This window comes from Actinomadura sp. 6K520 (assembly GCF_004349245.1).
Lineage (GTDB): Bacteria > Actinomycetota > Actinomycetes > Streptosporangiales > Streptosporangiaceae > Spirillospora.
The window spans coordinates 25,391-50,126 of the sequence record NZ_SMLC01000018.1 but is presented as its reverse complement, the minus strand read 5'-3'; the positions used below and the strand labels follow the sequence as shown (position 1 = coordinate 50,126).

General features: G+C 70.7%; 20 protein-coding genes and 1 tRNA gene. 12 read left to right on the top strand and 9 right to left on the bottom strand.

The window, feature by feature from the left end; translation table 11 throughout:
- Positions 1-20: 20 nt before the first annotated feature.
- Positions 21-2,735 (bottom strand): type I DNA topoisomerase, encoded by a 2,715-nt coding sequence (gene topA, locus E1289_RS07545; protein WP_243712678.1) that lies wholly within the window; start codon positions 2,733-2,735, stop codon positions 21-23.
- Between the two features lie 248 nt (positions 2,736-2,983).
- On the opposite strand from topA, the gene E1289_RS07540 reads away from it, so the two are divergent.
- Entirely contained in the window at positions 2,984-3,169 is a 186-nt protein-coding gene (locus tag E1289_RS07540; protein WP_131976714.1) for a DUF5703 family protein, read from the top strand.
- Positions 3,170-3,326: 157 nt separating this feature from the next.
- On the opposite strand, the gene E1289_RS07535 is transcribed toward E1289_RS07540, so the two are convergent.
- The 3 genes from E1289_RS07535 to E1289_RS07525 all read right to left on the bottom strand — a co-directional run bounded on the left by E1289_RS07535 (position 3,327) and on the right by E1289_RS07525 (position 6,831).
- The gene (locus tag E1289_RS07535) at positions 3,327-4,595 is read right to left on the bottom strand and encodes a chaplin family protein (RefSeq protein ID WP_165970384.1); all 1,269 of its coding nucleotides are present in this window, start codon (positions 4,593-4,595) and stop codon (positions 3,327-3,329) included.
- Positions 4,596-4,763: 168 nt separating this feature from the next.
- A complete protein-coding gene (locus E1289_RS07530) occupies positions 4,764-5,432 on the bottom strand; it encodes a hypothetical protein (protein ID WP_131976710.1) in 669 nt (222 codons plus the stop codon).
- Between the two features lie 79 nt (positions 5,433-5,511).
- Positions 5,512-6,831 (bottom strand): M20/M25/M40 family metallo-hydrolase, encoded by a 1,320-nt coding sequence (locus E1289_RS07525; protein ID WP_131976708.1) that lies wholly within the window; start codon positions 6,829-6,831, stop codon positions 5,512-5,514.
- Positions 6,832-6,947: 116 nt separating this feature from the next.
- On the opposite strand from E1289_RS07525, the gene E1289_RS07520 reads away from it, so the two are divergent.
- Positions 6,948-7,033: transfer RNA gene (locus tag E1289_RS07520), tRNA-Leu, on the top strand.
- A 5-nt stretch (positions 7,034-7,038) separates the two neighbouring features.
- On the opposite strand, the gene E1289_RS07515 is transcribed toward E1289_RS07520, so the two are convergent.
- Positions 7,039-8,508: a recombinase family protein gene (locus tag E1289_RS07515; RefSeq protein ID WP_207928847.1), complete on the bottom strand. Its 1,470-nt coding sequence runs from the start codon at positions 8,506-8,508 to the stop codon at positions 7,039-7,041.
- 190 nt (positions 8,509-8,698) lie between these two features.
- Between E1289_RS07515 and E1289_RS38905 the strand changes: the two genes are divergently transcribed.
- The 4 genes from E1289_RS38905 to E1289_RS38045 all read left to right on the top strand — a co-directional run bounded on the left by E1289_RS38905 (position 8,699) and on the right by E1289_RS38045 (position 12,525).
- Entirely contained in the window at positions 8,699-9,730 is a 1,032-nt protein-coding gene (locus E1289_RS38905; protein WP_207928846.1) for a hypothetical protein, read from the top strand.
- A gap of 72 nt (positions 9,731-9,802) precedes the next feature.
- The gene (locus E1289_RS07505) at positions 9,803-11,236 is read left to right on the top strand and encodes an ATP-binding protein (RefSeq protein ID WP_131976744.1); all 1,434 of its coding nucleotides are present in this window, start codon (positions 9,803-9,805) and stop codon (positions 11,234-11,236) included.
- 105 nt (positions 11,237-11,341) lie between these two features.
- Complete coding sequence (locus E1289_RS07500) at positions 11,342-12,220, top strand: AraC family transcriptional regulator (protein WP_347813567.1); 879 nt, start codon at positions 11,342-11,344, stop codon at positions 12,218-12,220.
- A 128-nt stretch (positions 12,221-12,348) separates the two neighbouring features.
- Positions 12,349-12,525 carry a hypothetical protein gene (locus E1289_RS38045; protein WP_165970383.1) on the top strand — a complete coding sequence of 59 codons (177 nt, stop codon included), beginning with the start codon at positions 12,349-12,351 and terminating at the stop codon, positions 12,523-12,525.
- A 1,128-nt stretch (positions 12,526-13,653) separates the two neighbouring features.
- On the opposite strand, the gene E1289_RS07495 is transcribed toward E1289_RS38045, so the two are convergent.
- Positions 13,654-14,292: a TetR/AcrR family transcriptional regulator gene (locus E1289_RS07495; protein ID WP_131976706.1), complete on the bottom strand. Its 639-nt coding sequence runs from the start codon at positions 14,290-14,292 to the stop codon at positions 13,654-13,656.
- A gap of 60 nt (positions 14,293-14,352) precedes the next feature.
- Between E1289_RS07495 and E1289_RS07490 the strand changes: the two genes are divergently transcribed.
- Both E1289_RS07490 and E1289_RS07485 read left to right on the top strand, forming a co-directional pair.
- The gene (locus E1289_RS07490; RefSeq protein WP_131976704.1) at positions 14,353-14,817 is read left to right on the top strand and encodes a VOC family protein; all 465 of its coding nucleotides are present in this window, start codon (positions 14,353-14,355) and stop codon (positions 14,815-14,817) included.
- On the top strand, positions 14,814-15,419 hold the full coding sequence (locus E1289_RS07485) for a hypothetical protein (protein ID WP_131976702.1): 606 nt from the start codon (positions 14,814-14,816) through the stop codon (positions 15,417-15,419). The genes E1289_RS07490 and E1289_RS07485 overlap by 4 nt, the downstream gene beginning before the upstream one ends.
- 93 nt (positions 15,420-15,512) lie before the next feature.
- Here E1289_RS07485 and E1289_RS07480 read toward each other — a convergent pair whose 3' ends face one another.
- Positions 15,513-17,015, bottom strand: coding sequence for a cryptochrome/photolyase family protein (locus E1289_RS07480; RefSeq protein WP_131976700.1), 1,503 nt, complete (start codon positions 17,013-17,015; stop codon positions 15,513-15,515).
- A 178-nt stretch (positions 17,016-17,193) separates the two neighbouring features.
- Between E1289_RS07480 and E1289_RS07475 the strand changes: the two genes are divergently transcribed.
- On the top strand, positions 17,194-18,483 hold the full coding sequence (locus E1289_RS07475; protein WP_131976698.1) for an NAD(P)/FAD-dependent oxidoreductase: 1,290 nt from the start codon (positions 17,194-17,196) through the stop codon (positions 18,481-18,483).
- A gap of 37 nt (positions 18,484-18,520) precedes the next feature.
- Here the strand turns inward: E1289_RS07475 and E1289_RS07470 are convergent, their stop codons facing one another.
- Positions 18,521-19,273 carry a class I SAM-dependent methyltransferase gene (locus tag E1289_RS07470; RefSeq protein ID WP_131976696.1) on the bottom strand — a complete coding sequence of 251 codons (753 nt, stop codon included), beginning with the start codon at positions 19,271-19,273 and terminating at the stop codon, positions 18,521-18,523.
- Positions 19,274-19,291: 18 nt separating this feature from the next.
- The gene (locus tag E1289_RS07465) at positions 19,292-20,668 is read right to left on the bottom strand and encodes an FAD-dependent oxidoreductase (protein ID WP_131976694.1); all 1,377 of its coding nucleotides are present in this window, start codon (positions 20,666-20,668) and stop codon (positions 19,292-19,294) included.
- 631 nt (positions 20,669-21,299) lie between these two features.
- On the opposite strand from E1289_RS07465, the gene E1289_RS07460 reads away from it, so the two are divergent.
- The 3 genes from E1289_RS07460 to E1289_RS40055 all read left to right on the top strand — a co-directional run bounded on the left by E1289_RS07460 (position 21,300) and on the right by E1289_RS40055 (position 24,553).
- The gene (locus E1289_RS07460; RefSeq protein ID WP_207928844.1) at positions 21,300-21,986 is read left to right on the top strand and encodes a haloacid dehalogenase type II; all 687 of its coding nucleotides are present in this window, start codon (positions 21,300-21,302) and stop codon (positions 21,984-21,986) included.
- 186 nt (positions 21,987-22,172) lie between these two features.
- Positions 22,173-23,699 (top strand): radical SAM protein, encoded by a 1,527-nt coding sequence (locus E1289_RS07455; RefSeq protein WP_207928843.1) that lies wholly within the window; start codon positions 22,173-22,175, stop codon positions 23,697-23,699.
- Positions 23,696-24,553 (top strand): class I SAM-dependent methyltransferase, encoded by an 858-nt coding sequence (locus E1289_RS40055; protein ID WP_131976690.1) that lies wholly within the window; start codon positions 23,696-23,698, stop codon positions 24,551-24,553. Before E1289_RS07455 ends, E1289_RS40055 begins: the two co-directional genes overlap by 4 nt.
- The last annotated feature ends 183 nt before the right edge of the window (positions 24,554-24,736 follow it).

Sequence of the window (24,736 nt, the reverse complement as noted above, 5' to 3'; positions counted from 1 at the left end):
GGGTATCGGCGTAGATGTCCCTAGGAGCCGGACTTTGCGGAGGTTCGGCGACGCGTTGTGGTCTTCTTCGCGGTCTTCTTCTTCCCACCGCTCGCCGCGACCTTCTCCCGCCGCTCCGCGAGCAGTTCCGCGGCCCGCTGGATGGTGATCGACTCGACCTCGTCGCCCTTGCGGAGGCTCGCGTTCGTCTCGCCGTCGGTGACGTACGGGCCGAACCTGCCCTCCTTCACCACGACCGGCTTCTCGCTGGCCGGGTCGGTGCCCAGCTCCCGCAGCGGCGCGGCGGCCGCCGCCCGGCGCCCCCGCTGCTTCGGCTGCGCGAACAGCTCCTTCGCCTGCTCCAGCGTGACCGTGAACAGCTCCTCTTCCGAGCCGAGCGAACGGCTGTCGGTGCCCTTCTTGATGTACGGGCCGAACCGCCCGTTCTGCGCCGTCACCGGCTCGCCGTCCAGCTCGCCGAGCGTGCGCGGCAGCGACAGCAGCTTCAGCGCGTCGTCCAGCGTGATCGTGTCGAGCGACATCGACTTGAACAGCGAGCTCGTGCGCGGCTTGGCGGCGTCGGCCTTCTTCGTCCGCTTCTTCTTCTCCCCCTCGGCGGGCGGTGCCGGCTCCGGCAGCGTCTCCGTGACGTACGGGCCGAAGCGCCCGGACTTGGCCACGATCGTGTGCCCGGTCTCCGGGTCGGTGCCGAGCTCCCGGTCGCCGGACGGCTGCGCGAACAGCTCCTCGGCCTTCTCGGCGGTCAGCTCGTCCGGCGCGATGTCGTCGGGGATGTTGACGCGCTCGCCGTCCCGGTCCAGGTAGGGGCCGTACCGGCCGACCCGCACCATGATGTCCGTGCCCTTGATCGGGAAGGAGCTGACGCCCTTGGCGTCGATGTCGCTGATGTCGCTGACGAGCTCCTTCAGCCCTTCCTCGGAGTTGTCGCCGTCACCGAAGTAGAACCGGGTCAGCCAGCGGACGCGCTCGGCCTCACCGCGGGCGATCTCGTCGAGACCGTCCTCCATGTGGGCGGTGAAGTCGTAGTCGACGAGGTTGCCGAAGTGCTGCTCCAGCAGGTTCACCACGGCGAACGCCAGGAACGACGGGACCAGCGCGGTGCCCTTCTTGAACACGTACTCGCGGCCCAGGATCGTGCCGATGATCGCGGCGTAGGTCGACGGGCGGCCGATCTCCCGCTCTTCCAGCTCCTTGACCAGGCTGGCCTCGGTGTAGCGGGCCGGCGGGCGGGTCGAGTGGCCCTCCGCGTCCACGGCGGCCGCGGTCAGCGGGTCGCCCTCCGCCAGGTTCGGCAGCCGCCGCTCCTGGTCGTCGCGGTCGGTGGCCGGGTCGTCCGCGCTCTCCACGTACGCCTTGAGGAAGCCGTAGAACGTGATCGTCTTACCGGTGGCGCTGAACTCGGCGCGCTCGTTCCGCGTCGACAGCCCGGTGACGCGGATCGTCACCGACTGGCCGGCGGCGTCCTTCATCTGGGACGCGATCGTCCGCTTCCAGATCAGCTCGTACAGCCGGAACTGGTCACCGGACAGGCCGGTCTCCGCCGGGGTGCGGAACGTCTCGCCCGCCGGGCGGATCGCCTCGTGCGCCTCCTGCGCGTTCTTCACCTTGGAGGCGTACACGCGCGGCTTGTCCGGGACGTACTCGCCGCCGAACAGCGCCGCCGCCTGCCGCCGCGCCGCCGTGATCGCCGTCTCGGACAGCGTGATCGAGTCGGTTCGCATGTAGGTGATGAAGCCGTTCTCGTACAGCTTCTGCGCCACCGACATCGTGTACTTCGCGGAGAAGTTCAGCTTGCGGCTGGCCTCCTGCTGGAGGGTGGTCGTCCGAAACGGGGGATACGGCTTGCGCGTGTACGGCTTCGGCTCGACGGACCGGACCTCGTACGGCCGGCCCCGCAGCCGCTCCGCCAGGCCGCGGGCGGCGGCCTCGTCCAGGTGCAGCGCGTCCCGCGTCTTCAGGGTGCCGTCGGACGCGAAGTCGCGGCCCTGCGCCACCCGCTTGCCGTCCACGGACACGAGCCCGGCCTTGAACACCTTCGGCTCTTCGTCCTTGCCGGTGTCGAACTGTCCCGCGATGTCCCAGTAGTGGGCGGGGACGAACGCGATCCGCTCCCGCTCCCGCTCCACGACCAGCCGCGTCGCCACCGACTGCACCCGGCCCGCCGACAGCTTCGGCATGACCTTCTTCCACAGGACGGGGCTGACCTCGTACCCGTAGAGGCGGTCCAGGATGCGGCGCGTCTCCTGCGCGTCCACCAGCCGCAGGTTCAGCGCACGCGGGTTCTCGGCGGCCTGCTGGATCGCGTCCTTGGTGATCTCGTTGAAGACCATCCGGTGCACGGGGACCTTCGGCTTGAGCACCTCCTGGAGGTGCCAGGCGATCGCCTCGCCCTCCCGGTCCTCGTCCGTCGCGAGGTAGAGCTCGTCGGCCTCGGCGAGCAGCTTCTTCAGCTTCTGGACCTGCTGCCGCTTGTCGGCGTTCACGACGTACAGCGGTTCGAACCCGTGCTCGACGTTCACGCCGAGCTTGGCCCACGGCTCGCCCTTGTACTTGGCCGGCACCTCCGAGGCGCTTCCCGGGAGGTCCCGGATATGGCCGATACTGGACTCCACGATGTAGCCACGACCCAGATACCCGGCGATCGTCTTCGCCTTCGCAGGCGACTCGACGATCACCAGGCGGGTACCGGCGCCGTTGCCCCGGCCACTGTTCGCGGTGCCGTTGTTGGCTGGCACAGTCGCTCCAACCTCGCTGTCTTGGTCCTCTAACACAAGCTCTTTCTTACCGGGCTTGGTACAACGTCGCAGGACGGCACGTTCATGCCCGCGGTCCGCTTCCGCCGCCTCACCACCGTCATTCCGCCCCGGGACGGGATTCTCATCGCCGCGCGCCCCAGACAGGATGACATGCCGCCGGACGCCGCGCGGACCGGGTCGCCACGGTACGGCGCCCCATCCCGGTAGACCAAGTCATAATGGTCCCAATGGCGGAGTACACCTACCTCGTCCTGTCACTGCCCCGCGGAACGACACGCGACACCGCGCGGCAGATCCTGACCGAGCACGCGGAGCGCGGCGGCTGGGAGATCGATCGGCTGCGCCTCTACCCGGACGGCCGCCGCCGTGTTCAGCTCCGCCGCAAGGTCATCCGCGCCGTCCGCACGTTCTGAACCGTTCCCGCCGGTCCGTCCGGAGCGTAGCACTACGTACGTTGCGAATGACGCAACGTAAACATAATTCCTGGTGAGAAGGCTTCGCCCGCCCCGGGCCGCGCCATCCGGGACGGGCGAAGCGTCTCTCACCACCGCATGGTGCGGCGGCTTCGGCTCAGCGTCGGCCGAGCCTGAGCCTGCGGGTCAGCCCCAGCGCCCCGGCCACGAAGGCCAGCAGCGACGCGGCACCGAACGTCCACGTCGCCCCCGGCGCGGCCCCGGTCCCGGCCCCGTCGGCGGACGCGATCGCCCGCTCGGCCGAGACGTACTTCACCGGCCCGATCCCGGCCGGCAGCCCGACACCGCCGTCCCCGGGCAGGCCCGCGTCGCCCGCACTCGGCAGGGTGTCGGTCAGCGGGAGGGTGGGCGGCGTGGTCGTCCGGTAGCCGGCGTGGTCTCCGTAGCCGGCGTGGCCGCCGTGGCACAGGGAGGATGCCTGGCCGGCCGGCGCGGCGGCGTTGCCGCACACGTTCGCGGGGGCCTTGGCCGGTGCGTGGGCCTGGTTGCCGCCGAGGATCCCGCCCGTTCCGGACGTGTACAGGCCGCCGCCCGACGGGCTGCGCACGTGGGAGCCGCCCGCGCAGAACGCGCCCGCCTGCCCGACGATCGCGGCGGCGTTGCCGCAGGCGGTCAGGGGGACGCTGACCGGGGCGTTGGCCTGGTTGCCCGCGATGACGCCGAGAGCGCCGTCGGTGACCTGGCGGCCCGTCCGGTGACCGCCGTTGCGGACGGACGCGCCGCCCGCGCAGGCCGCCGCGGCGTTGCCGACCGCGTTGCCGCAGATGTCGACGGGGACGGAGATCGGCAGGTTCGCCTGGTTGCCGCTGCCGACGCCGAGAACGCCGGACGTCTCCTGCCCCGAGCCCGTGTGCCCGCCGTTCTTCACCTTGGCGCCGCCCTCGCAGCCGGCGACCGCGGCACCGGCGATCGCCACCGCGTTGCCGCACACGTTGACCGGGAGGGAGATCGGCGCGTTCACCTGGTTGCCCGCCAGGACGCCGCCCGACCCGCCGGTGACCTGGTCGCCGCTTCCGCCGTCCTCGACCTTCGCGCCGCCCTTGCAGCCCGCGTCCGCGTGTCCGAGCACGGCGGCGCCGTTGCCGCAGACGTTCACGGGAAGGGAGATGGGGGCGTTGACCTGGTTTCCGGACGCGATGCCGTGGTTGCCGGAGGTCTGCTGCGCACCGCCGCCGTTCTTGCGGACCTTGGCGCCGCCCTTGGACGTGGCGTGGGTCGTCCCGAGCAGGGAGCCGCCGTTGCCGCTGACGTCGACCGGCGCGGAGACCGGTATGTCGATCTGGTTGCCGCTCAGCACTCCGCCGTTGCCGCTGGTGACGTCGGCGTAGGACGGGGCGGCGGTGACACCGAGGGCGACAAAGCCCACGGCGACCACCGCGGCCCGAGACATGCCTTTTGCTCGCGTTCGCATGATGCTCCGTTCAGTGGGACGCACGTTGCACGTGTGTCTGGGGGAATGCCGTGCGCGGGCACGGCGGATGACCGGATCGGCGCGCCCGAGCCGCACGGGCACGCGTCCGGAGACCGTCGGGTGTCAGTCGGGCGCGAAGGACGGCTCGTCCGCGGCGGTGCGGACGGCCGGGGGAACCGCGCCGATGGCGTGCAAGCCCGATGCGCGCGGCGGGGCCGGGGCCCACGCGGCGACGTTCGGGACGGCCGCCGTCACACCGGAGAAGGCGGAACCGCCGGCGGCCGAGGGGCCGTCTGGACGGTCCGGCGCCGGCGGTGGAGCCGGAGGATCCTGGACGACCGGCGGCGAAACCTCGTCCTGGGCCGCCGGGGCCGCGGCCTCCACGGCCGCTTTGGCGCGCCCACGCTCGGGGGCGCGGAGTTGCCTCTGGTGCCTTGGCGCGGCAGCGACCGAAACGCCGGCCTCGTCCGCTTCGGGGGCCGCCACGGAGGACGGCATGTCCCGTACCGCAGCCGGTTCGCGCGGCTTCTCCACCACGGCCTGGACGACCCGGGGCACCGGTTCGGCCCGGTGGACGGTCTTGACCGCGTCGCCCAGCACGGGCGCTTCTTCAATGATCTTCGCGGGCGCGACGGGCAGCTCGTCGGCGTGCGCGGGCTGCGCCGCGCTTCCGAGGAGCCAGGCCGCGATCAGCAGCCCGCCGAGGACCAGCAGCCGCCGGACGGCGGGCGCGGCGGCGACGCGGCGCAGCCGGTCGGGGACCGCCCCGAGCCGCGCCGCGCATCCCACCACCCGACAACCTCCGTTACGCCCGCACCACCCTCAACGAACGGTGACGATAGCACCACGCAACGCATTGGTGTCGGTAAATTCAGGAGCGATCCAGGAATTTGTCGAGGACCCTGACGCCGAATCGCAGCCCGTCCACCGGAACGCGCTCGTCGACCCCATGGAACATTCCGGAAAAGTCCAACTCTGGGGGCAATTTCAGCGGCGCGAAGCCGAAGCAGCGCATGCCCAGGCGCGCGAACGACTTGGCGTCCGTCCCGCCGCTCAGGCAGTACGGGACCGGCAGCGCACCCGGGTCCTCCGAGGTCAGCGCCGCCTCCATCGCCGCGACGAGCGCACCCTCGTAGTCCGTCTCGACCGCATGGTCATAATGGACGAAATCCCGCTTGACGTCCGGACCGAGAAGTTCGTCCACCACCGCGAAGAACTCCGCCTCATGGCCGGGCAAGAACCTTCCGTCCACCTGCGCCGTGGCGCTCTGCGGAATGACATTCGTCTTGTACCCGGCGTCCAGCCGCGTGGGATTCAGCGTGTTCTTGAGCGTCGCCCCGATCATCCGCGCCATCGGCCCGATCTTCTCCAGGCACTCCTCCGGCCGCTCCGGATCGAACTCCACCCCGTACGCCAGGCAGACCCGCTCCAGCAAGGCCCGCACCGACTTCGTCAGCCGCACCGGAAACTCGTGCGACCCGAGCCTGGCGACGGCCGCCGCCACGGCGGTCACCGCATTGTCCGGATGCACCATCGACCCGTGCCCCGCGGTCCCGCCGGCGGTCAGGTTCATCCACGCGATGCCCTTCTCCGCCGTCTCGATGAGGTACATCCGCCGGTCCCCGGGCACCGTCAGGCTGAACCCGCCGACCTCCCCGACGGCCTCCGTGCACCCCTCGAACAGCTCCGGATGCTCATTCACCAGCCACTGCGCGCCCCACTTGCCCCCGGCCTCCTCGTCGGCCAGGAACGCGAGCACCACGTCCCGCGGCGGCCTGCGCCCCTCCCGGAGCCGCTGCCGCACCACCGCGAGGATCATCGCGTCCATGTCCTTCATGTCCACGGCCCCGCGCCCCCAGACGCACCCGTCCGCGACCTCACCGCCGAACGGGTCCCGCGTCCAGTCCTCCGCCTGGGCCGGGACCACATCGAGGTGCCCGTGCAGCAGCAACGCGTCCCGCCCCGGGTCCTCCCCCTCGATCCGCGCCACGAGACTCGCCCGCCCCGGATGCGACTCGAAGATCCGCGACTCCACCCCGACCTCGCCGAGCCTCTCCGCGACGTACTCGGCCGCAGCCCGCTCCCCCGGCCCGGAATGATCCCCGGGGTTGCTGGTGTCGATCCGGATCAGCTCCTGGCAGAGCCGGACGACCTCGTCCTCAGCGGTCGGCTGCTGGCCCACATTGATCACCTTCGCGCCTAGTCTCCACACCTACGGTCCCCATGGTGCCCCTCGATCGACTTCGCCGCGACTCGTCTCCTTTGGTATGGTGAACCGGCCGCAGCGCAGCCTGCGGCCTGCAACCGGTCCGGGTGGCGGAATAGGCAGACGCGCTAGCTTGAGGTGCTAGTGCCCTTCACGGGGCATGGGGGTTCAAGTCCCCCCTCGGACACAGGATTACCCCATGGGTGACGCGAAGAGCTCGATCTGGGAGGTTGTTCCTGGAGCGGGCTCTTCTTCGTTGTTGCCGACCACGGTGCAAGATGACCTGTCGCAGACTATGGCGAGACCGTTGCGCTTGAGGTGTGCGACGAGTTCATGCGGGGAGCGAGCTTCGCCTCGTCGTGGTGAAAGCTGCCGCAGCAACTCGTCGAGCAGGTGGTCTTCTCGGAGGTAGAGGTTCTTCGGCGCGTCGCGAGAGCGCGGCTTGGTGCTGTTGTAGCCGTGGCGGCAGCGATAGCCGTTGCGTCCGTTGACCCAGTGGGAGTCCATCCGCCGACGGCACAGGCCGCACAGGAGCAGGCCAGCCAGGAGGTATACGCGGACGCTCCCATCGCGGGTGGGTCTGGCGGCGCGGATCGTCTGCGCGGCGACGAAGTCGGTGTCGGAGACCAGCGCCGGATGGGCGGGCTTCTTGGAGATCGCCCAACTCGCGGTCGTGTCGTCGAACCCGGCCTGCCGGTCCCAGACTTGACGGCCGGTGTAGCGGGGGTTCTCCAGGATCGTGGCGACCGTGTTCAGCGTCCAGCCCTGCCCCGACCGGTGAGGATTTCGCTTTTGATCGACACGGGACGGGCAGGGGACGCCGCGTTCGTTGAGTTCGCGGGCGATTCCGGCCACGCTCACGCCGGAGAGGCGGCGCGCGAAGATCCATCTCACGTGCGGAGCGATCAGCGGGTCGGGATCGAGGCGCCGCAGGCGACGTCCCCATTGGGCGTGGGCCTGGTTCGGGTGCGGACCGGCGTCCACGAGCCGGTACCCGTAAGGGGGCCGGCCGCCGAGGTAGCGGCCCTGCTCGCAAGCTTGGTTACGCATCGCGGCCAGGACACGGTGCCGTGCACGCAGCACCTCGCGCCGCGACTGCGCGCCCAGCATCATCATGAGCGCACGGTGCGCCGGCTCGTTCATGTCGACGGGACCGAGCGCCTCCGGTAGCCACAGCCGGATGCCGTGGGCGTCCAGGAGGGGAGCGAGCGCGGCGAACTGGTTTCCAGAGAACGCTCGTTCGTACTCCCCGACCACAATGGCATCGAAGGTGCGGTCCATCAGGGCTTCGAGTAGTGCCGCCGCCTGTGGACGTCGTGACCACGGCACCTCGCGTGAGCATCCGGCGTCGAAGTAGTCGGCCACGATCGCGCCTTCGCCGGTGATAAGGGAGTCGGCGGCTTCGCGCTGCCACCCGTACGATGTCCGCCGATCCTGGTGACCGGTGGTCGAGGTCCGCCCATAGAAGGCGAAGCGCAAGCCGTTCCGGGCCGGTCGCGCATCGCTGGTGACCTTCCGGCGGCCAGCCTGCCCCTTGCGCTTCGCCCACTCGCCGAACGGGTCATGAGACGACTGTTCTCGGATCGCCATCGTGGAGGCCTCCGGGGGATGAGGTGACACACCGATCTGACGACATGAATCGTCGGCTATGACGCCGAACATCGACGCCGTCCCGGACGCGGCGCCTTCCGCCTTGCTCGCCTGATCCGACCCCTGATCGCCGCAACGTCCCGCCCCTGCACTGCGGCTGCCGTTGCCGTCCTCCCCCACCCCTGACCATGCCGCGCCCGGCGGCTGCGCGAGTCAACGGGCGGAGGGCGCAGGCAAGTTCCAGCGTTTACGATCGACGGTCGTGGCGACGAAGCGAATGAACAAGGACGCGTTCTACAAGGAACTGGCCGGTCTCGACGATGACGCGTTGAGGAAGCTGCTGTGGACGTTGTACTGGCGGGGCACCAAGCAGTTCCGGGAGCGCATCGAGACCGAACTCCAGCCCGCCAACACCAAGCCGGCCGTTGCCGACAAGGAGCGGATCGGCCCCCAAGAGGTCTTGCGCGACGTCACCGACTTCGTGTCACTCGCCCGCGCGGGCGCCTACATGGCCGGGGATCGGCGCGTATCACCCAAGGAACGCAGTCGGTGGCGCTTCACCTTTCAGCGTCTGGCCAAGGACGCGCGCTCCGTGCTCGCTCTCGACGTCCCGACCGGCGCCGCCGCACTTGAGCAGCTCATCGACCTGGCCTGCGAAATCAAGAACTACGATCTGTTCCATTCCGAGGATCCCGTGGAGGCCGCCGGCTTCGTCGTCTCCGATGCCGTCGCCGCCCTGTGGCAAGGTCTGCGCGAACACCACGGGTTCACCGGTTTCGCGCGGCTGGCCGCGCCGCAGCTCATCCGCTGGGAGCAGGAGTACGGATGGACCCGTTCCGGATGGGGCCGCCTCAGCGAGAAGGAGACCACCCTCGCCACCGTTCTTGCCGGGCTGCTGCGGGGCAGCGACGCCTGGGCCGACTTCGCCGGCCACTACCTGACAGCACTCGACCAGGCCCGAACCGCCGCCCCCGGGATCTACGGCGTCGACGCCGATTACTCTCGTAGGGAGCGCGCCGGTGATCTCTCGGAGTGGCATCTGCTTCTACTCGAACGCCTGGAAGGCACTGATGCCGACCATCTGCTCGACCGGCTCGTCACCCATCCCCAGCTCGCCGGTCCCGAACTCACCTACATCCAAGCCCGCCGCGCGATCCAGACCGGCGCTCCAGACAGAGCTCGTGCCCTGATGCGTGACTGTCTGAAGGAGTTGCCCGGCCATGAGGGCTTCCTCGCGTTCGCGAAAAGGATCAGCACCCAGGGAAGCTCACCCACGTCGCCGACACGCAGCTGAGCGAACACCCCCCAAATGCAACTGAATCGACGGCAAATGTAACCCCACCTCCGTTACATTTGGCGCGTGAGCATGAATCTGGACGACCTGGTGGAACGTCTGCGCACAGCGGGCGGCGACTCGTCGGACGTGGAGGTCAAGTCGGCCGCCGGCGGGCTGCCGCAGTCGTTGACCTCGACACTCAGCGCCCTGGCGAACCTTCCGGGCGGCGGCACGATCATCCTGGGGCTCGATGAGGCGACGGGCTTCCGACCCGTACCGCTCACCGATCCGCAGAAGCTCAAGCAAGGCATCGCCGCAAAGGCACGCTCGTTCACCCCACCCGTCCGGATCACCGTGGAAGACGGGGTTGTCGAGGGAATGCCGGTCGTCGTCGCGCACGTTCACGAGTGCGATCCGTCGGCGAAACCGTGCCGCGTGACCGGATCCGGCACGGCCTACCTGCGCGGGTACGACGGGGACTTCGAACTGTCGGTCCTTGAGGAGCAGGCATTCCTCGCCGCACGGCAGCCGCCCCTGTTCGACCGGGCCCCGGTCGACGGCGCCACCCGCGATGACCTCGACAGTGATCTCGTTGAGGGCTTCCTGCGGTCGGTGCGCGAACGGGACCCCCACGGGCTGGGCCGTTTCCGCGACAGCGCGGAACTCCTCCGCCGCGCGGGGGTGACGACGCCCGACGGGACGCCCACGGTCGCCGGCCTGCTGTCCCTGGGCGTGCACCCGCAGGAATGGTTCCCGCGGTTCGTCATCCAGGCATCGGCCGAACCACTGCCGAACGACCCGGCGGGATCACGCGCCCGCAACCAGGCCACCATCACAGGCCCGATCCCCCTCATGCTCGACGAGGCACTCGCCTGGGCACGACGGACCTTCGACACCGCGATCGTCTCGGCACCCGACGGCACCGTCCACGACGAACCGGCTTTCCCCCTCATTGCCTTCCGCGAGATCATCGCCAACGCGCTCGTCCACCGCGACCTCGACCACTGGTCGGCTGGCATGGCCGTCGAGGTACGCCTGCGCCGTGACCGCCTCATCGTCTCCAATCCCGGTGGTCTCTACGGCATCACCGTCGAGAGGCTCGGCCGCGAGGCCGTGACCTCGGCCCGCAACGCCCGGCTCGTCGCCATCTGCCAGCATGTCCGCACCCCCGACGGCGGCGCCCGCGTCATCGAAGCCCTCGCCTCTGGCATCCCCATCGTGACCAGAACCCTCGCCGAAGCGGAGCTCCCACCTGCGCACTACATCGACGCCGGTATCCGTTTCACGGTCCTCCTCCGGAGGGCCGCCTCCACAACGCGGCCCGGCGACGACCTCAACCAGACAGAGCTGCGCGTCTACGACGCGCTGGCGACCGGCGCACGAACCGTGGCGGAACTCCAGCGTCAGCTGAACCTGACCGCCCCCAACATCCGCAAGGTCCTCCGCGAGTTGCGCCGCCGGAGACTCATCGAACAACACGGCGGAAGAGGTCAAACGACCACCTACCACCGACCGGCCGACTAGCCACCCGAACCTCCGACCGCGATCCGGCACGGACCACCGATCGGGCACCAGCAAGGCCAGGTGCCTTCAGGGCGTGCCGCTCGGACACAGGGTTGGTTGAGCGATGTGATCGCGAGCATGCGCATCGGGCGGCCCGGTTTCGCGCGTGCCGAGCTGCGCTCGCCGTGGGGGATGCGGTTCCCGCCAAACCCTGGAACCGCAGGGTTCACCGTGCTCCTCCGCGGGTCATGCTCGCTGCTGGTAGACGGCCGCGCACCGGTCGCCGTCGGACCCGGCGACGTGATCTTCACACCGCGCGGAGACGGCTACGGCATGGCCGACGACCCGGCCACACCGTTGGTCGAGGCCGCGCACCCGCCGCGGCGGCCAGCCGAAGACGGCGATGTGGTGACGCTGTGCGGCGGCTACCGGCTCGACCCGGACCGCACCCACCCGCTGCTGCGCGACATTCCCGCGGTGCTCCACCTGCCCGCGCAGGTCGGACGGCACGACGACCTGCGCACGACACTCGACGCTCTCGGCCGGGAGCTCGGGACGTCTCGTCCCGGCGGCGCGGCGCTCGTCCCGCTCCTGCTCGACATGCTGCTGCTGCACGTGCTGCGCGCCTGGTTCGAGGACCGGCCGCGCGATCCCGGTGGCGCGGGCTGGGCCGCGGCACTGGCCGACCCGCCGATCAGCTCGGCGCTGCACGCCATCCACCAGGATCCCGCGCGGGCCTGGACCGTCCAGTCGCTCGCGGATCAGGCGGGGCTGTCGCGGGCGGCGTTCGCCCGCCGGTTCACGGCCGCGACCCGCCAGCCGCCACTGGCCTACCTGACCTGGTGGCGGCTGACCGCCGCGGCGAGCATGCTCCGCGAGACCGACGACTCCCTGGAGCAAATCGCCGCCTGCGTGGGCTATTCATCCCAAGTCGCTCTCGCCAACGCGTTCAAGCGGCAGTACGACGTCCCACCCGGACGTTTCCGCCGCACCGCACGAACGTGACGCACCACATCAAACCAACGCAACGCGGCGCCGGGTGCGGTCAGAGGCTCGGCGCGCGGAGGGCACCACGCATAATCGGGGTGCCCCTCGGGGAGGCACCGCATGGGCGAGACGCCGAACGACCGGCCGTGGTGGCCCTGCCGCATCGCAAGGACCTGGTCGCTGCACCGCGCGCACGCCGCACGCGCACCAAGAACAGACCACCGACGGGCAGGACCGCGGAAGCGGCCCTGCCCGTCGGCGCGACCACGGTGAAGACCCCGATCGCGCCGATCACTCAGGACGATGTCCCCGAGCCCGCCTGAGGGGTCGAAGTAGCTCCTCCACGAGGTGATGACCTCGGGCGGCTCCCCAGGGCAAGCCTCGAGGGGACTGCCACGGTATGGCAGAAGTCGGCCGCGTAGGCGGGCGGCGCGGCGGCGTGTCGTCTGGCCGGTCGGGGACATCCTTTTCGCCGCTCACGACTGCCGGACCAGCACCACGACCACGGTCGAGCTCAGCGACGACGAGCGCGCGAGCCTAGCCGAGTTGGTCAGCGAACACATCGCGGCGTGGGTGAAGCGCGGCCAGGAGAACGCCGCGGCACCTCACCTGCGCTCGCTGCTCGTGAAGCTGGGCGGCTGACACGCCTGCACCGGGCAGCCCCCGACGAAAGTTCCGCCTCGCCGGCGATGTCCTGCCGGCCCCGCGCGGAAATGGTTATCACACCCCCCGCAGACGGAGCGTAACCAGATTGTCGGTCTCGTGCACGCGAGGACTGTTCCCCACCCTGACTCGATCAGAAATGCGGATGCGGGGTTGCCAGGCAGGCGTCTGGCGTGGATCAGCGGTTGGCGCTCGCTTGCGTACTTGATTCCAACCAGCGGCTGGTTCAGTTGGGCATGGCCCATTCCTTTGGAGTTGGCAGGCTCCTGGGGCGGCGAGGCGGCGATAACGTAGAGCTCGTACGCGCGCGCAACCCCGTACGGGCTCGAACCATCGCGACAGGGCATGGCACGCGGCTAGTCACCCACCGTAATGCGGTGAACGTCGCCGATTGGGGTTGTCGGCGGCATGTGAAATTGGTTGTGATCACCCCTCGGACACAAACCATTAGCACATGTGGAAGTCGGGAGCATCCTGGCTTCCACTGGCTGTTTCTGGGGTGGTACGCCCAGCGCAGCCTTGGTGGTTTGGCAGAGGGCGATCGTCCTTGCGCTGCTTGTTCCAGACCTGGCGGCCGGTGTAGCGCGGGTTGGTGATGATGATCCGCACGTCGACTTCGACCAGGCCACCCGAACCCCTGTGCTGGTTGCTGGGCCGCCGACGGGGACGGGACGCCTTCACGGGTGAGTTTCTCGGCGATGTCGAAGCTGACCCGCCCGCCTGTGAAACCGGGCACACGATCAGCGGATCCTTCGCCGGTCACCGCGATCATGTCCCGTAGCGGCAGGTCAGCGTCCCAGCAGGATCCGGGCCAGGGAAGACTCTAGCCATCGCTGGTAGCGCTGTGCCGACCAGCCGAGGTCACGTCGCATCTGCTGGTGGACCAGGGGGACGACGAGGGCGAAGGCGGCCATGGCCAGGTCTTCAGGGTCGCCCTCCAGCAGGCGATGCTTCACCAGGGAGTCCACGAACGCGCGGGTGTTGGCCCGGGTGGCGGCGGCGCCCTGGTCGGAGAAGCGGCGCAGGACGGGGTCCGCGCCGGCCGACTCGATCGCAACGTTGATCAGCGGGGCCGCGCGTTCCAGCACCTCGGCCGAGTAGGCGGCGTAGAGGGCCACCGCACGGTGGGGGTCGCGTTCGGTGAGCGCGGCCTGGAACTCGGGACGATCGGCCAGGGCGACCGGCTCCTCGTCGCCGGTGATCGCGACGGCGGCCACGTGCTCGAAGAGGGCCCCCTTCGTCGGAAAACCGTCGTACAGCGTCCGCTCCCCGACGCCCGCGCGCGCCGCCACCTCCTTCAGGGTGGTCGCGCTGTAGCCCTTCTGGAGAAATAGGTCCATCGCCGCCGTCCTGATGGCCGCCCGCTTCTCGGCCGCGGCCGCTGCTCGGACACGGGACTTGTACGGCCTCTTGACGGCGTCCTCCATGAGGCGGACACTAGCAGAAATTCACTGCAGTCAGACTGCGGTCAAATTGGAGGAGTGAGCATGTCGCCCGGACTCCACGGAATCCACGCCGTGAAGCTGCCCGTCCGAGACCTCGCGGAGAGCCGGGCATGGTACGAGCGGACCCTCCTATTCGTGGTCGAGCTGGAGTTCCCCGACGCGGACGCAGTCGTGCGGGGGGTCAGCGGGCACCTTCCCGGAATCGGCGGCACCTGGTTCGCACTTCGCGAGAGTCCCGGCCACGCGGCGGGCGTCGAAGAATTTAACCTCGTCAACCTCCTTGTTGACGACCGCGCCGCTCTCGAGGACTGGGCGGCCTGGCTCGACGAACTGGACGTCCCGCACTCCCCGATCATCGACGCCACGCTCGGGTGGATCGTCGTGCTCAACGACCCGAACGGGATCGAGATCCACCTCTACACCGAGCAGCCGCACCACATCGACCAGTCCGAACGACCCGGATACGGGCGTACCGCGCCACCTGCGACCCCAGGAGCACACCGATGACCAACACCGCCCACACTGTGCAGAAGCCCGTTCGACGGCACACCACCGCCTTCCCGTTCCTGGCGGGCCCGGCGCTCATCGTGGCGGGGTCGCTCGGCTTCATCGCGTTGAACGGTCTGCCGCCGAGGGAGGCCTACCACCATCCCGTCAACGTCGTCGCCAGCGCGCTCGCCGCGGTCGGCTGCCTGATCGTCTCACTTGCCCTGGCGAGGTGGCGGACGGCGCTCCCGCAGTGGGCGGTCCTGGCCTCGGCCGCCGGCGTGTGGTTCGCCGGGGCCGTCGCATGGGGCCAGGCCACGATCATCGTCGCCGCAGCCGTCAACACCGACAACGCGACGTTCGACGGGCTGTTCTTCGCGTCCCCGTGGGTCCTTGGCGGGATGGCTCCGAAGTCGATCCTGTGCCTGGTCGGCTTCCTCGGCCTGGCGATCGCCGGGTGGCGTCGCCGCTCCGTCCCGCGCAGCGCGGCGGTCTTGTTCGCCCTCGCCGCCCTGCTGTCGCTGGGGCCGCCGTTCCCGCCGGGAATGATCGTCGCTTCACTCGCGATCGTCATCACCGCCTGGACCGCTGAACAGCACCGTGAAACTGGTGAGCTCGCGTAACTGATGTGTGCGTGTTCGTCGCTGCTTAGGGGGTGGCGGTCGCCCCGCCCCTGGCCGAGGAGCCGTCCGGAGGATCTACGGCACCTCGGTCGGTCAGGGGGTCGCGTCCGGGTCGCGGCGCCGCGCGTTGCGCAGCACGTCGTCCAGGTCGCCGAGGCGGTCGAGCTGCTTGACGGCGCGAGCGGTGCGGTGGTTGCGCGCCAGTCGTTCGCGGTGGCGGTGAATGAACTCCCAGTAGCCGGCGGTGTAGGGGCAGGCCCGCTCGCCGACGCGTTCGGTGGGCCGGTAGGCGCAGGGGCCGCACAGGTCGCTCATGCGGTTGATGTAGGCGCCGCCGGAAGCGTACGGCTTGGTGGTGATGCGGCCGCCGTCGGCGTACTGGGACATGCCGATCACGTTGGTGAGCATCACCCAGTCGTATCCGTCGACGAAGCAGCGGTGGAACCAGTCGGCCACCGCCGCCGGATCCCAGCCGCGTTGGAGGGCGTGATTGCCCAAGATCATCAGCCTGGGTATGTGATGTACCCAGCCGCGGTCACGGACCTGCGCCAGAGTGGTCGACAGGCAGCGCGCCCGCACGGCGTCGGCGTCCAGGTGGGCGAACCAGTCCGGCAGCGGCGCGTGGTGCCCCAGGGCATTGGACTCGCGGTAGCGGGGCCCGAGGTACCAGTAGAGATTCCACACGTACTCGCGCCATCCGGCGACCTGCCGGATGTAGCCCTCGACGGAGTTGAGCGGTGCCTCGCCCGCACGGTAGGCGTTCTCGGCGGCCTCGACGCACTCCGCCGGATCCAGCAGCCCGAGGTTGAGCGAAGCGGAGAGCAGGCTGTGGCTCATGGCCCAGTCCTCGGCCAGCACCGCGTCTTCCCACCGGCCGAAGGTGGGCAGGCGTTTCCGCACGAATGCGCGCAGGGCTCGCCGGGCCTCGGCGCGGCCGGCGGGGAACCGGCGTGGTCCGTCCCGGCCGACGAACGCTACCTCCCCGCGCCGCTCCCACCGGTCCAGATCGGCCCTGACCTGGTGGTCGATGGCGTCTTCACGCGGCCGGTAGGGTGCCGGCACCGGCAGTACCGCGGCGTCCTTGGGCGGGGCCTCGCGGTTGTCGGTGTCCAGGTTCCACTTCCCGCCCGCGGGTTCTTCGCCGTTCATCAGCAGATCGTGGGCCCGGCGCACGTGCCGGTAGAAGTCCTCCATCCGCAGGTGCCCGGCGGAGTCCGCCCATCGGCCGAACGCGTCCGGTTGCACGAGGAATCCGCGCGGCGGCAGGACCTCCACCTGCTCCAGTTCCTGCACGAAGCGAAGGGCGCCGTGGGACGTGGGGTGATGGACGGTCACGGGCGCGTCGCCGACGGCTCGGTATAGGCCGTCACGGTAGGTCTCCGCCTGGATGTAGCGCACCCGGTCGCCGAGTTCGGCCGCGCGGTGCCGCATCGCGGACAGCAGCAGGTGCGCCTTGGCACGGTGAAAGCGGCGCCGGCGGAAGACCCCGCGCGACTCGATCATGACGATCTGGGCGTCGGGCCGCAGGAAGTGCGGGCCCAGTTGGTCCCCGAACAGCCAGTGGAACGCGGCCTTCGAGCGGTCGTGCGCCCCCATGCGCATCCTCCCCCGAGATGCCTGGACGGTCCGCTCAGTGTGGCGCACGAGCCACCCGGAGTGACCACGGACACGGCGGGCATGGTGCCCCATGAACGGATGTTGCCGAGTCGATCGCGCTGAGCAGGAGAAACCGGTGCCGGGTGGCCGGGACGGCCGCTCCGGGGAAGGGGAAGCGATGCCCGAAAACGTCATCATCGTTGGGGCGGGACTGGCCGGGTTGGCCTGTGCCGTGCGACTGCACCAGGCCGGTGTGCCGGTTCGGATGCTGGAGGCGTCCGACGGGATCGGCGGCCGGGTGCGCACTGACGTGGTGGAGGGGTTCCGCCTCGACCGCGGTTTTCAGGTCTTCAACACCGCCTATCCCGAGGCCCAACAGGTTCTGGACTATGCGGCCCTGGACCTCCAGCCGTTCTCGTCCGGTCTGCTGGTGTTCCACCGGGGCCGCCGGGAACGGGTGATGCTGCCGTGGAAGCATCCCGAGCACGCGTTGAGCGGTGCCCTCGCCGATATCGGCACCATCGGCGACAAGGCGGCGCTGGCGGCGATGACCGCCCGGGACCTGGCCGCCTCCGGTTCCTGGCTGCGGGACTGTCCCGAACGAAGCACCTACGACGAACTCCGGCTGCGGGGCCTGTCCGATGTGATGATCGACCGGCTCATGCGCCCGTTCCTGTCCGGCGTGCTGCTGGAACGCGACCTGGAGACCTCCAGCCGGTACTTTCACCTGATCTGGCGGTCGTTCGTCCGCGGCACCATCACCCTCCCCGCGCTGGGAATGGGCCGCATCCCCCTGCAGCTCGCCGACCGGCTGCCCGAAGGGACGATCTCGCTCAACACAGCCGTCCAGGAGATCACCGACGGCGGCGTGCGAACCGGCGACGGTTCCACCGTCCAGGCCCGCGCCGTGGTCGTCGCCACCGATCCCGTCCAGGCGGCCCGGCTGCTGCCCGAGGTCGAAGCACCCGTTATGCGCGCGGTGACGACCTTCTACCACGTGGCCCCCTCCTCGCCGCTGCGTGAGCCGATCCAGATCATCGACGCCGAGGGCGTCATCGCCGACACGCTGGTCCTCACCGACGCGGCCCCGCGCTACTCCCCGGACAGCCGCGCGCTCATCTCGACGTCCGTGCTCGGCCTCGACGCGGACGAATCACGCGTGCTGGAGCGGTTGACCGAGATCTACGGCGACACCTCCGGATGGCGGCTCATCGGGACCTATCCCGTCGAGGCGGCGCTCCCCGCGATGCCGCCCCCGCTGCGGATGCGGCAGCCGGTGCGGCTCCGGCCTGGACGGTACGTCTGCGGCGACCACCGTGACACCGGCTCCACCCAGGGGGCCTTGGTGTCGGGACGCCGCGCCGCGCAGGCCGTCCTCGCCGACTCCCGCCTGCGGACGACGGTCCGATCTCGGGATGAGCGAGGGCAGCCGGATCGACCGGGCCACCTGCGCGATCCGGCGCCGTGAGCCGGTTGTCCCGCACGGCGAGCCGGGGGGCGCCAGGTCAGCCCGTGCGGTGCGCGACGATCCGGCGGATCGGGACCGGCGCTTCGGCGTTCAGCCGGCTCAGTGCCCGCAGGTAGCCGCGGCCGCGGCGGCGGCTGGACGGCGGTCGGCCCGGCAGGTACAGCGACAGGGCGAACCGGTCGGCGTCCGCCGCGCTCCACAGCCGGTACCCGTAGCGGCGGCGCTCATCGCCGTCCAGCCGCAGCCCGGCCTGGACGAGCAGGTCCGGCAGGTGCCGCAGCGCCCGGTCGTTCGGATAGCCCAGGCCCCCGCCCAGCGCCGCCAGCAGACCGCCCGCGATCGCCAGGTCCAGCGGGCGCAGCGGACGGCGATCGGGCACCGTGGCGACCAGTGCCCCGCCCGGTACCAGCACTCGCGCGATCTCGGTCAGGACCCGGTGAAGCGGGGTGAGGATCATCAGTGCCATGGAGCAGATGACGACGTCCACGCTGCCCGGTGCCAGCGGGAGCGCGGACGCGTCGGCCCGCACCAGCGGAGCCGCCCCCGCCCGCTGGGCCGCGGCGAGTTCGGCGGGCGAGGTGTCCACGCCGAGATAGCGGCGGTCGTGAAGGGCGTGCCGCAGCGGAGCGCTGCCGCAGGCCAGATCAAGAACGCGCGCGCCGGGGGGAACGGCTTCCAACAGCCAGTCGTAAGGGTTCCCGCCGTCGCGGTCTGCGCAACGGCTGAGCACCTGCTCGGTGATCGCGGCGTGCTCACCGTGGAACTGCTTCAGGTACCGGTGCCAGGCCATGGCTCCAGTGTCGCCGTCTCACCGTTCGGGCCTGCGGGCGGTACGGCCACCGTAGGCGCCGAAGAACTGCGCGGCCGCCTGCTGGACGGCGATCGACCAGGTGGGGTAGGCGTGCACGGTCTGGGCGAGGCGCCCGGTGAACATGCCGGTGCGCATCGCCAGGGCCGGTTCGTGGATCATCTCGCCGGCGCGGGCGGCCACGATGGTGGCGCCGAGGACGCGTCCGCCGCCGCGGTGGCCGAGCAGCCGCCGCGGCCCGGCGACAAGCCGGACGAACCCGTCGGTGCGCCCGGCGGTGACGGCCCGGTCCAGGTCACTCATCGGCAGTTCGGCGACCCGCGCGTCCAGACCCGCCTCCACCGCCTCCGCCACGGTGAGCCCCACCTGGGCGACCTCCGGGTCGGTGAAGACCACCCGCGGTGTCGCGTCGTCACGGTAGCTCGCCTTCCGGCGGCCGCCGAGAGCGTTGCGCGCCGCGACCCGGCCCATCGCGTAGGCGGCATGGGTGAGCTGGAGCCGTCCGGTGACGTCCCCGGCGGCGTACACGCCCACCGCGGTGGTCGCCAGCCGCCTGCCAGTGATCACACGGCCCGTGTCGCCGGTCCGCACGCCCGCCGCGTCGAGCCCGAGACCATCGGTGACCGGGGTCCGGCCGACCGCCACCAAGAGCCGCTGCGCCTCGACCGGATCACCGCCGCTCAGCTCCAGCCGTACCCCGCCGGAGGCGGCGCCCGCGGCGACGACACCGGTTCCGGTGCGAACGGTGATGCCCTCCCGGGCGAACACGTCCGCGATGACGCCGGAGGCGTCGGGATCGGCCTGCGGGAGCAGCCGATCCGCCGCCTCCACGACGGTGACCTCGACGCCGAGACGGCCGAACGCCTGGGCCAGCTCGCAACCGGTCGTCCCGCCCCCGAGCACGGCCAGCGACCGCGGCGGGTCGTCCAGTCCGAACACGGTGTCGCTGGTCAGGTACGGCACGTCCGCCAGTCCCGGGACGGGTGGCACTGCCGGACGCGCACCCGTGGCGATGACGAACGAACCGGCTCGCAACTCACGCGCACCGACCGCGACCATGCGGCGTGAGCGGAAGGCCGCGCGCCCCGACAGCACCTCGATGCCCTCGCCGCGCAGCACCTCGGCCGTCTCGGTGGCGGCGATCGCCTGGATGGCGCCCCGTACGGCGGCCATGGCCTCGGTGAACGACGCGCCCCGCCCGGCATGCTCGATGAGGGTCTTGGACGGGACGCAGCCGGTGAACGTGCAGTCCCCGCCGATCGGGCCGTCGGCGACCAGCAGCGTGCGGGCACCGAGCCCCGCCCCGGTGCGCGCCGCGGCCAGCCCGGCGGCGCCGCCCCCGAGGACGATGAGGTCGTGGCCCGAGCCGGTGGTCATCGCGGCGTCAGCTCTCCACTCGCACTTCGCCCCAGAACGCCACATGCTTCTTGACGCCGCATCACCGGACGGTCCGTTTCGGCCAGCACGATGTCGTTCCAGATGGGTCGCGCCACGGCACCCTCCTTGATTGACCACGTGCACTTCCTATTCGAGCACGTCAGACGAGGACCGGCCTCGCGATGACCGCACGCGCGGGTAATGCCTCATGGCTGTCGGTCGCGCCGGATCCTGTCAGATACCTGGCAAACCACCCTCGGCGGCGCGCTGGGATGCCGTGGACCGCCAGGTGGAACCCGGCGAACTCGACGGCATGGTCCGGCGGGAGGCCGGGTATCCCGGCGTCGAGCCGTCCGGCGCGTTTCGGCGGCACCGATCGGAGAGCGGCCGTGGACGGCGATGAGCTGGGCAGCGAAGTGGAAGCGTGCCATCGTGAACCCCTGGGCGCGGGAGGCGGTCGCCGCCGTCCGGCACGGAAACGCGAGCTGGTCCACCGGCGAATGCCGACACGGCGAGTTGACCTCGGGCCGCGGGGGTGGCGGGCGGCTGCGGCCTTGCTCGCGGTGGCGCCGCCGAGATCACGGCGATCCGGTGGTCGTGTTGGCCCTCGACGGAGGTAAGGAGATCGATGATGGACGCGCCGATCCGGCTGGTGTTGTTCGACGTCAACGAGACCTTGAGCGACATGTCCCCGATCCGGGCGCGTTTCGAGGACATCGGCGCACCGGGCCACCTGGCCGCCACCTGGTTCGCCGGCGTCCTGCGGGACGGGTTCGCGCTCACCGCCGCCGGCGCCTACGCCGACTTCCGCGACGTGGCCGACGCCGGGCTGCGCGGCCTGCTGACCGGACTGCCCGGGTGGGACGGCGACGCGTCCCGCGCCGCCGGCCACATCCTGGACGGCTTCGCCGATCTCGACGTCCACCCCGACGTCGCCGACGGCGTCCGGGCGCTGCATGGGGCCGGACTGCGGCTGGCGACCCTGACCAACGGTTCTACCGCCATCACCGAGCGGCTGCTGTCGCGGGCCGGGCTGACCGGGTGCTTCACGGCGCTGCTGGACGTCAGCGCTCCCCGGGCGTGGAAGCCGGCCGCGGCGGCCTACCGGTACGCCCTCGACACCCTGGCGGCCGACCCCGCCGAGACACTGCTAGTGGCCGTCCATCCCTGGGACATCGACGGCGCTCGCCGCGCCGGCCTCCAGGCCGCCTGGCTGCGGCGCGGCACGGCCGCCTATCCCCCGGTGCTGACGTCCCCGACCCGGACGGCGCCGGATCTGCGGGAACTGGCCCGCGAGCTCGTCCCCGCGGCCGGCTGAGAGCCGCCACCGGTGCGGCGATCAGCGCCCGTCACGGCGTTCGGCGTGGTTGACCGGGGACAGCGTGACGCAGCCGATCTGGTCGTCCCGGCCGGCCGGCGCAGAGGCCGACAGTGTCTACCGGCTTCCGGGCAGGGCAGGAAGAGGCTGACCAGAGTGGTTCGTCTGCGGCGGAGGGGGGTTGGCGTGGATCGTGACGAGGTGTTCGTGGAGTACACCAAGTCGATCTGCCCGGTGTGCAAGGTCGTGGTGGATGCGCAGGTGAACCTGCGGGACGGGAAGGTGTACCTGCGCAAGCGCTGCCGCGAGCACGGGGAGTTCGAGGCGCTGGTCTACGGAGACGCCGACGCCTACATGGACTCGGCGCGGTTCAACAAGCCCGGCACGATCCCGCTGCGGACGCAGACCGAGGTCAAGGACGGGTGCCCGCTGGACTGCGGGCTGTGCCCGGAGCACAAGCAGCACGCGTGCCTGGGACTGATCGAGGTCAACACCGGCTGCAACCTGGACTGCCCGATCTGCTTCGCCGACTCCGGCCACCAGAGCGACGGGTACGCGATCACGCTGGAGCAGTGCGAGCGGATGCTGGACGCCTACGTCGCCGCCGAGGGCGAACCCGAGGTGGTGATGTTCTCCGGCGGGGAGCCGTCCATCCACAAGCAGATCATCGAGTTCATCGACGCGGCCAGTACCCGTCCGATCCGGAACGTGGTGCTCAACACCAACGGGATCCGGCTGGCCTCCGACCGGGACTTCGCCGCCGCGCTGGCCGAGCGCGAGGTGACCGTCTACCTGCAGTTCGACGGGTTCGACGAGGCGACACACCGCCGGGTGCGGGGCCGGGATCTGCGCGAGCACAAGCGGCGGGCGCTGGAGCAATGCGCCGAGGCGGGCGTGCGGGTGATGCTGGCCGCCGCGATCGAGCGCGGCCTCAACGAGCATGAGATCGGCGCGATCGTGGAGCACGGCATCGCGCATCCGGCCGTTCGCGGGGTGGTGTTCCAGCCGGTCACCCATGCCGGACGGCATGTGGAGTTCGATCCGCTGACCCGGCTGACCAACTCCGATGTGATCGAGGCGCTGTGCGAGCAGCGACCGGACTGGTTCCGTCCGTCCGACTTCTTCCCGGTGCCGTGCTGCTTCCCGACCTGCCGGTCCATCACGTACGCGATCACCGACGGCACCGACGTCGTCCCGGTGACCCGGATGCTCGACCCGGCCGACCATCTGGACTACGTCTCCAACCGGGCGCTGCCCGAGCCCGGCGTCCGCGCGGCGCTGGAGAAGCTGTGGAGCGCGTCGGCGTTCCCCGGCACGTCCACCACGTCGCAGAGCCTGAACGCGCTGGCCGAATGCGAGGCGTGCGGCATCGACCTGCCCGCCGACCTGCCCGATCTCGCCGGCACATCGTTCATGATCGTGTTCCAGGACTTCCAGGACCCCTACACCCTGAACGTCAGACAGCTGATGAAGTGCTGCGTCGAGCAGATCACCCCGGATGGGAGGCTCATCCCGTTCTGCGCCTACAACTCCGTCGGCTACCGCGAACAGGTCCGCGCGCAGATGTCCGGTGTCCCGGTCGCCGGGGCGGTGCCGAACGCGCTGCCGATCCAGCCGCTGCTCGCACCGTCCCCGTACGGGTCGAAGGTCGCCAAGGACGGTGTCGTCCCGGAAGGCCGCGATGCGACCAATGTGGGGGACAAACTGCGATGAGCAGGCCCGGAGGCGACGAGATCCCCGTGCCCGACGCCATCAAGGCGTGCTGCGCCGCCGCCTACCAGCACGACGCGGTCGCGCTGCTCCTCGGCGAGTCCTACCACCCCGGCGGCACTCGGCTGACCCGCCGCCTCGCCGAGGCCCTCGCCCTGACCCCGCGCGAACGTGTGCTGGACGTGGCCAGCGGCACCGGCGGGACCGCGCTTCTCCTCGCCCGTGACCACGCCGTGCAGGTCGACGGCGTGGACCTCGGTGCCGAGTCCGTGGCCAAGGGGGCCGCGGCGGCCGCCGCGGCCGGGCTGGACGGGCGCGCCCGCTTCCACCTCGGCGACGCCGAACGCCTCCCGTTCGAGGACGCGACCTTCGACGCCGTGGTGTGCGAATGCGCGTTCTGCACCTTTCCCGACAAGGCCACGGCCGCCGCCGAGATCGCCCGGGTCCTGCGCCCCGGCGGCCGGGCGGGCCTCACCGACATCACCGTCACCGGCCCTCTCGACGAGCGGCTCGCCGGCGTGGCCGGCTGGGTCGCCTGCATCGCCGACGCCCGCTCCGCCGACGACTACACCCGCATCCTCGCCGACGCCGGCCTGCGCACCACTCGCGTCGAACGGCACGACGACGCCCTCACCGCCATGATCGACATGATCGAGGCGCGACTGCGCGTCGTCCGGATCGTCCGGCCCGCCGCCCTCGCCGGCGTCCGCGTCGAGACCGTGCTGGAGATGACGGCGCTCGCCCGCACCGCCGTCGAGCAGGGCACGGCCGGATACATGCTGATGACCGCTCAGAAAGGCGAAACCCCAGATCAAAGCGGCAGTCCTCGTCCTGGCCGACGTGCGGACCCACGGTGACCTCGGGCGCGTCTAGAACGCGCTGGTCTCCGCCCGGGAGTTCAAAGAGGCCGGGGCCGACGGCTACCAGATCACTTCCTGCTGACCAGCCCGTCCCACGCCGGGCTCAGTGCACCAGGGCGCCCAGCCAGGTCGTCACCCCACCGGGGCCAGCACCGTCAGTCCCGCCAGCCGGAACCATCA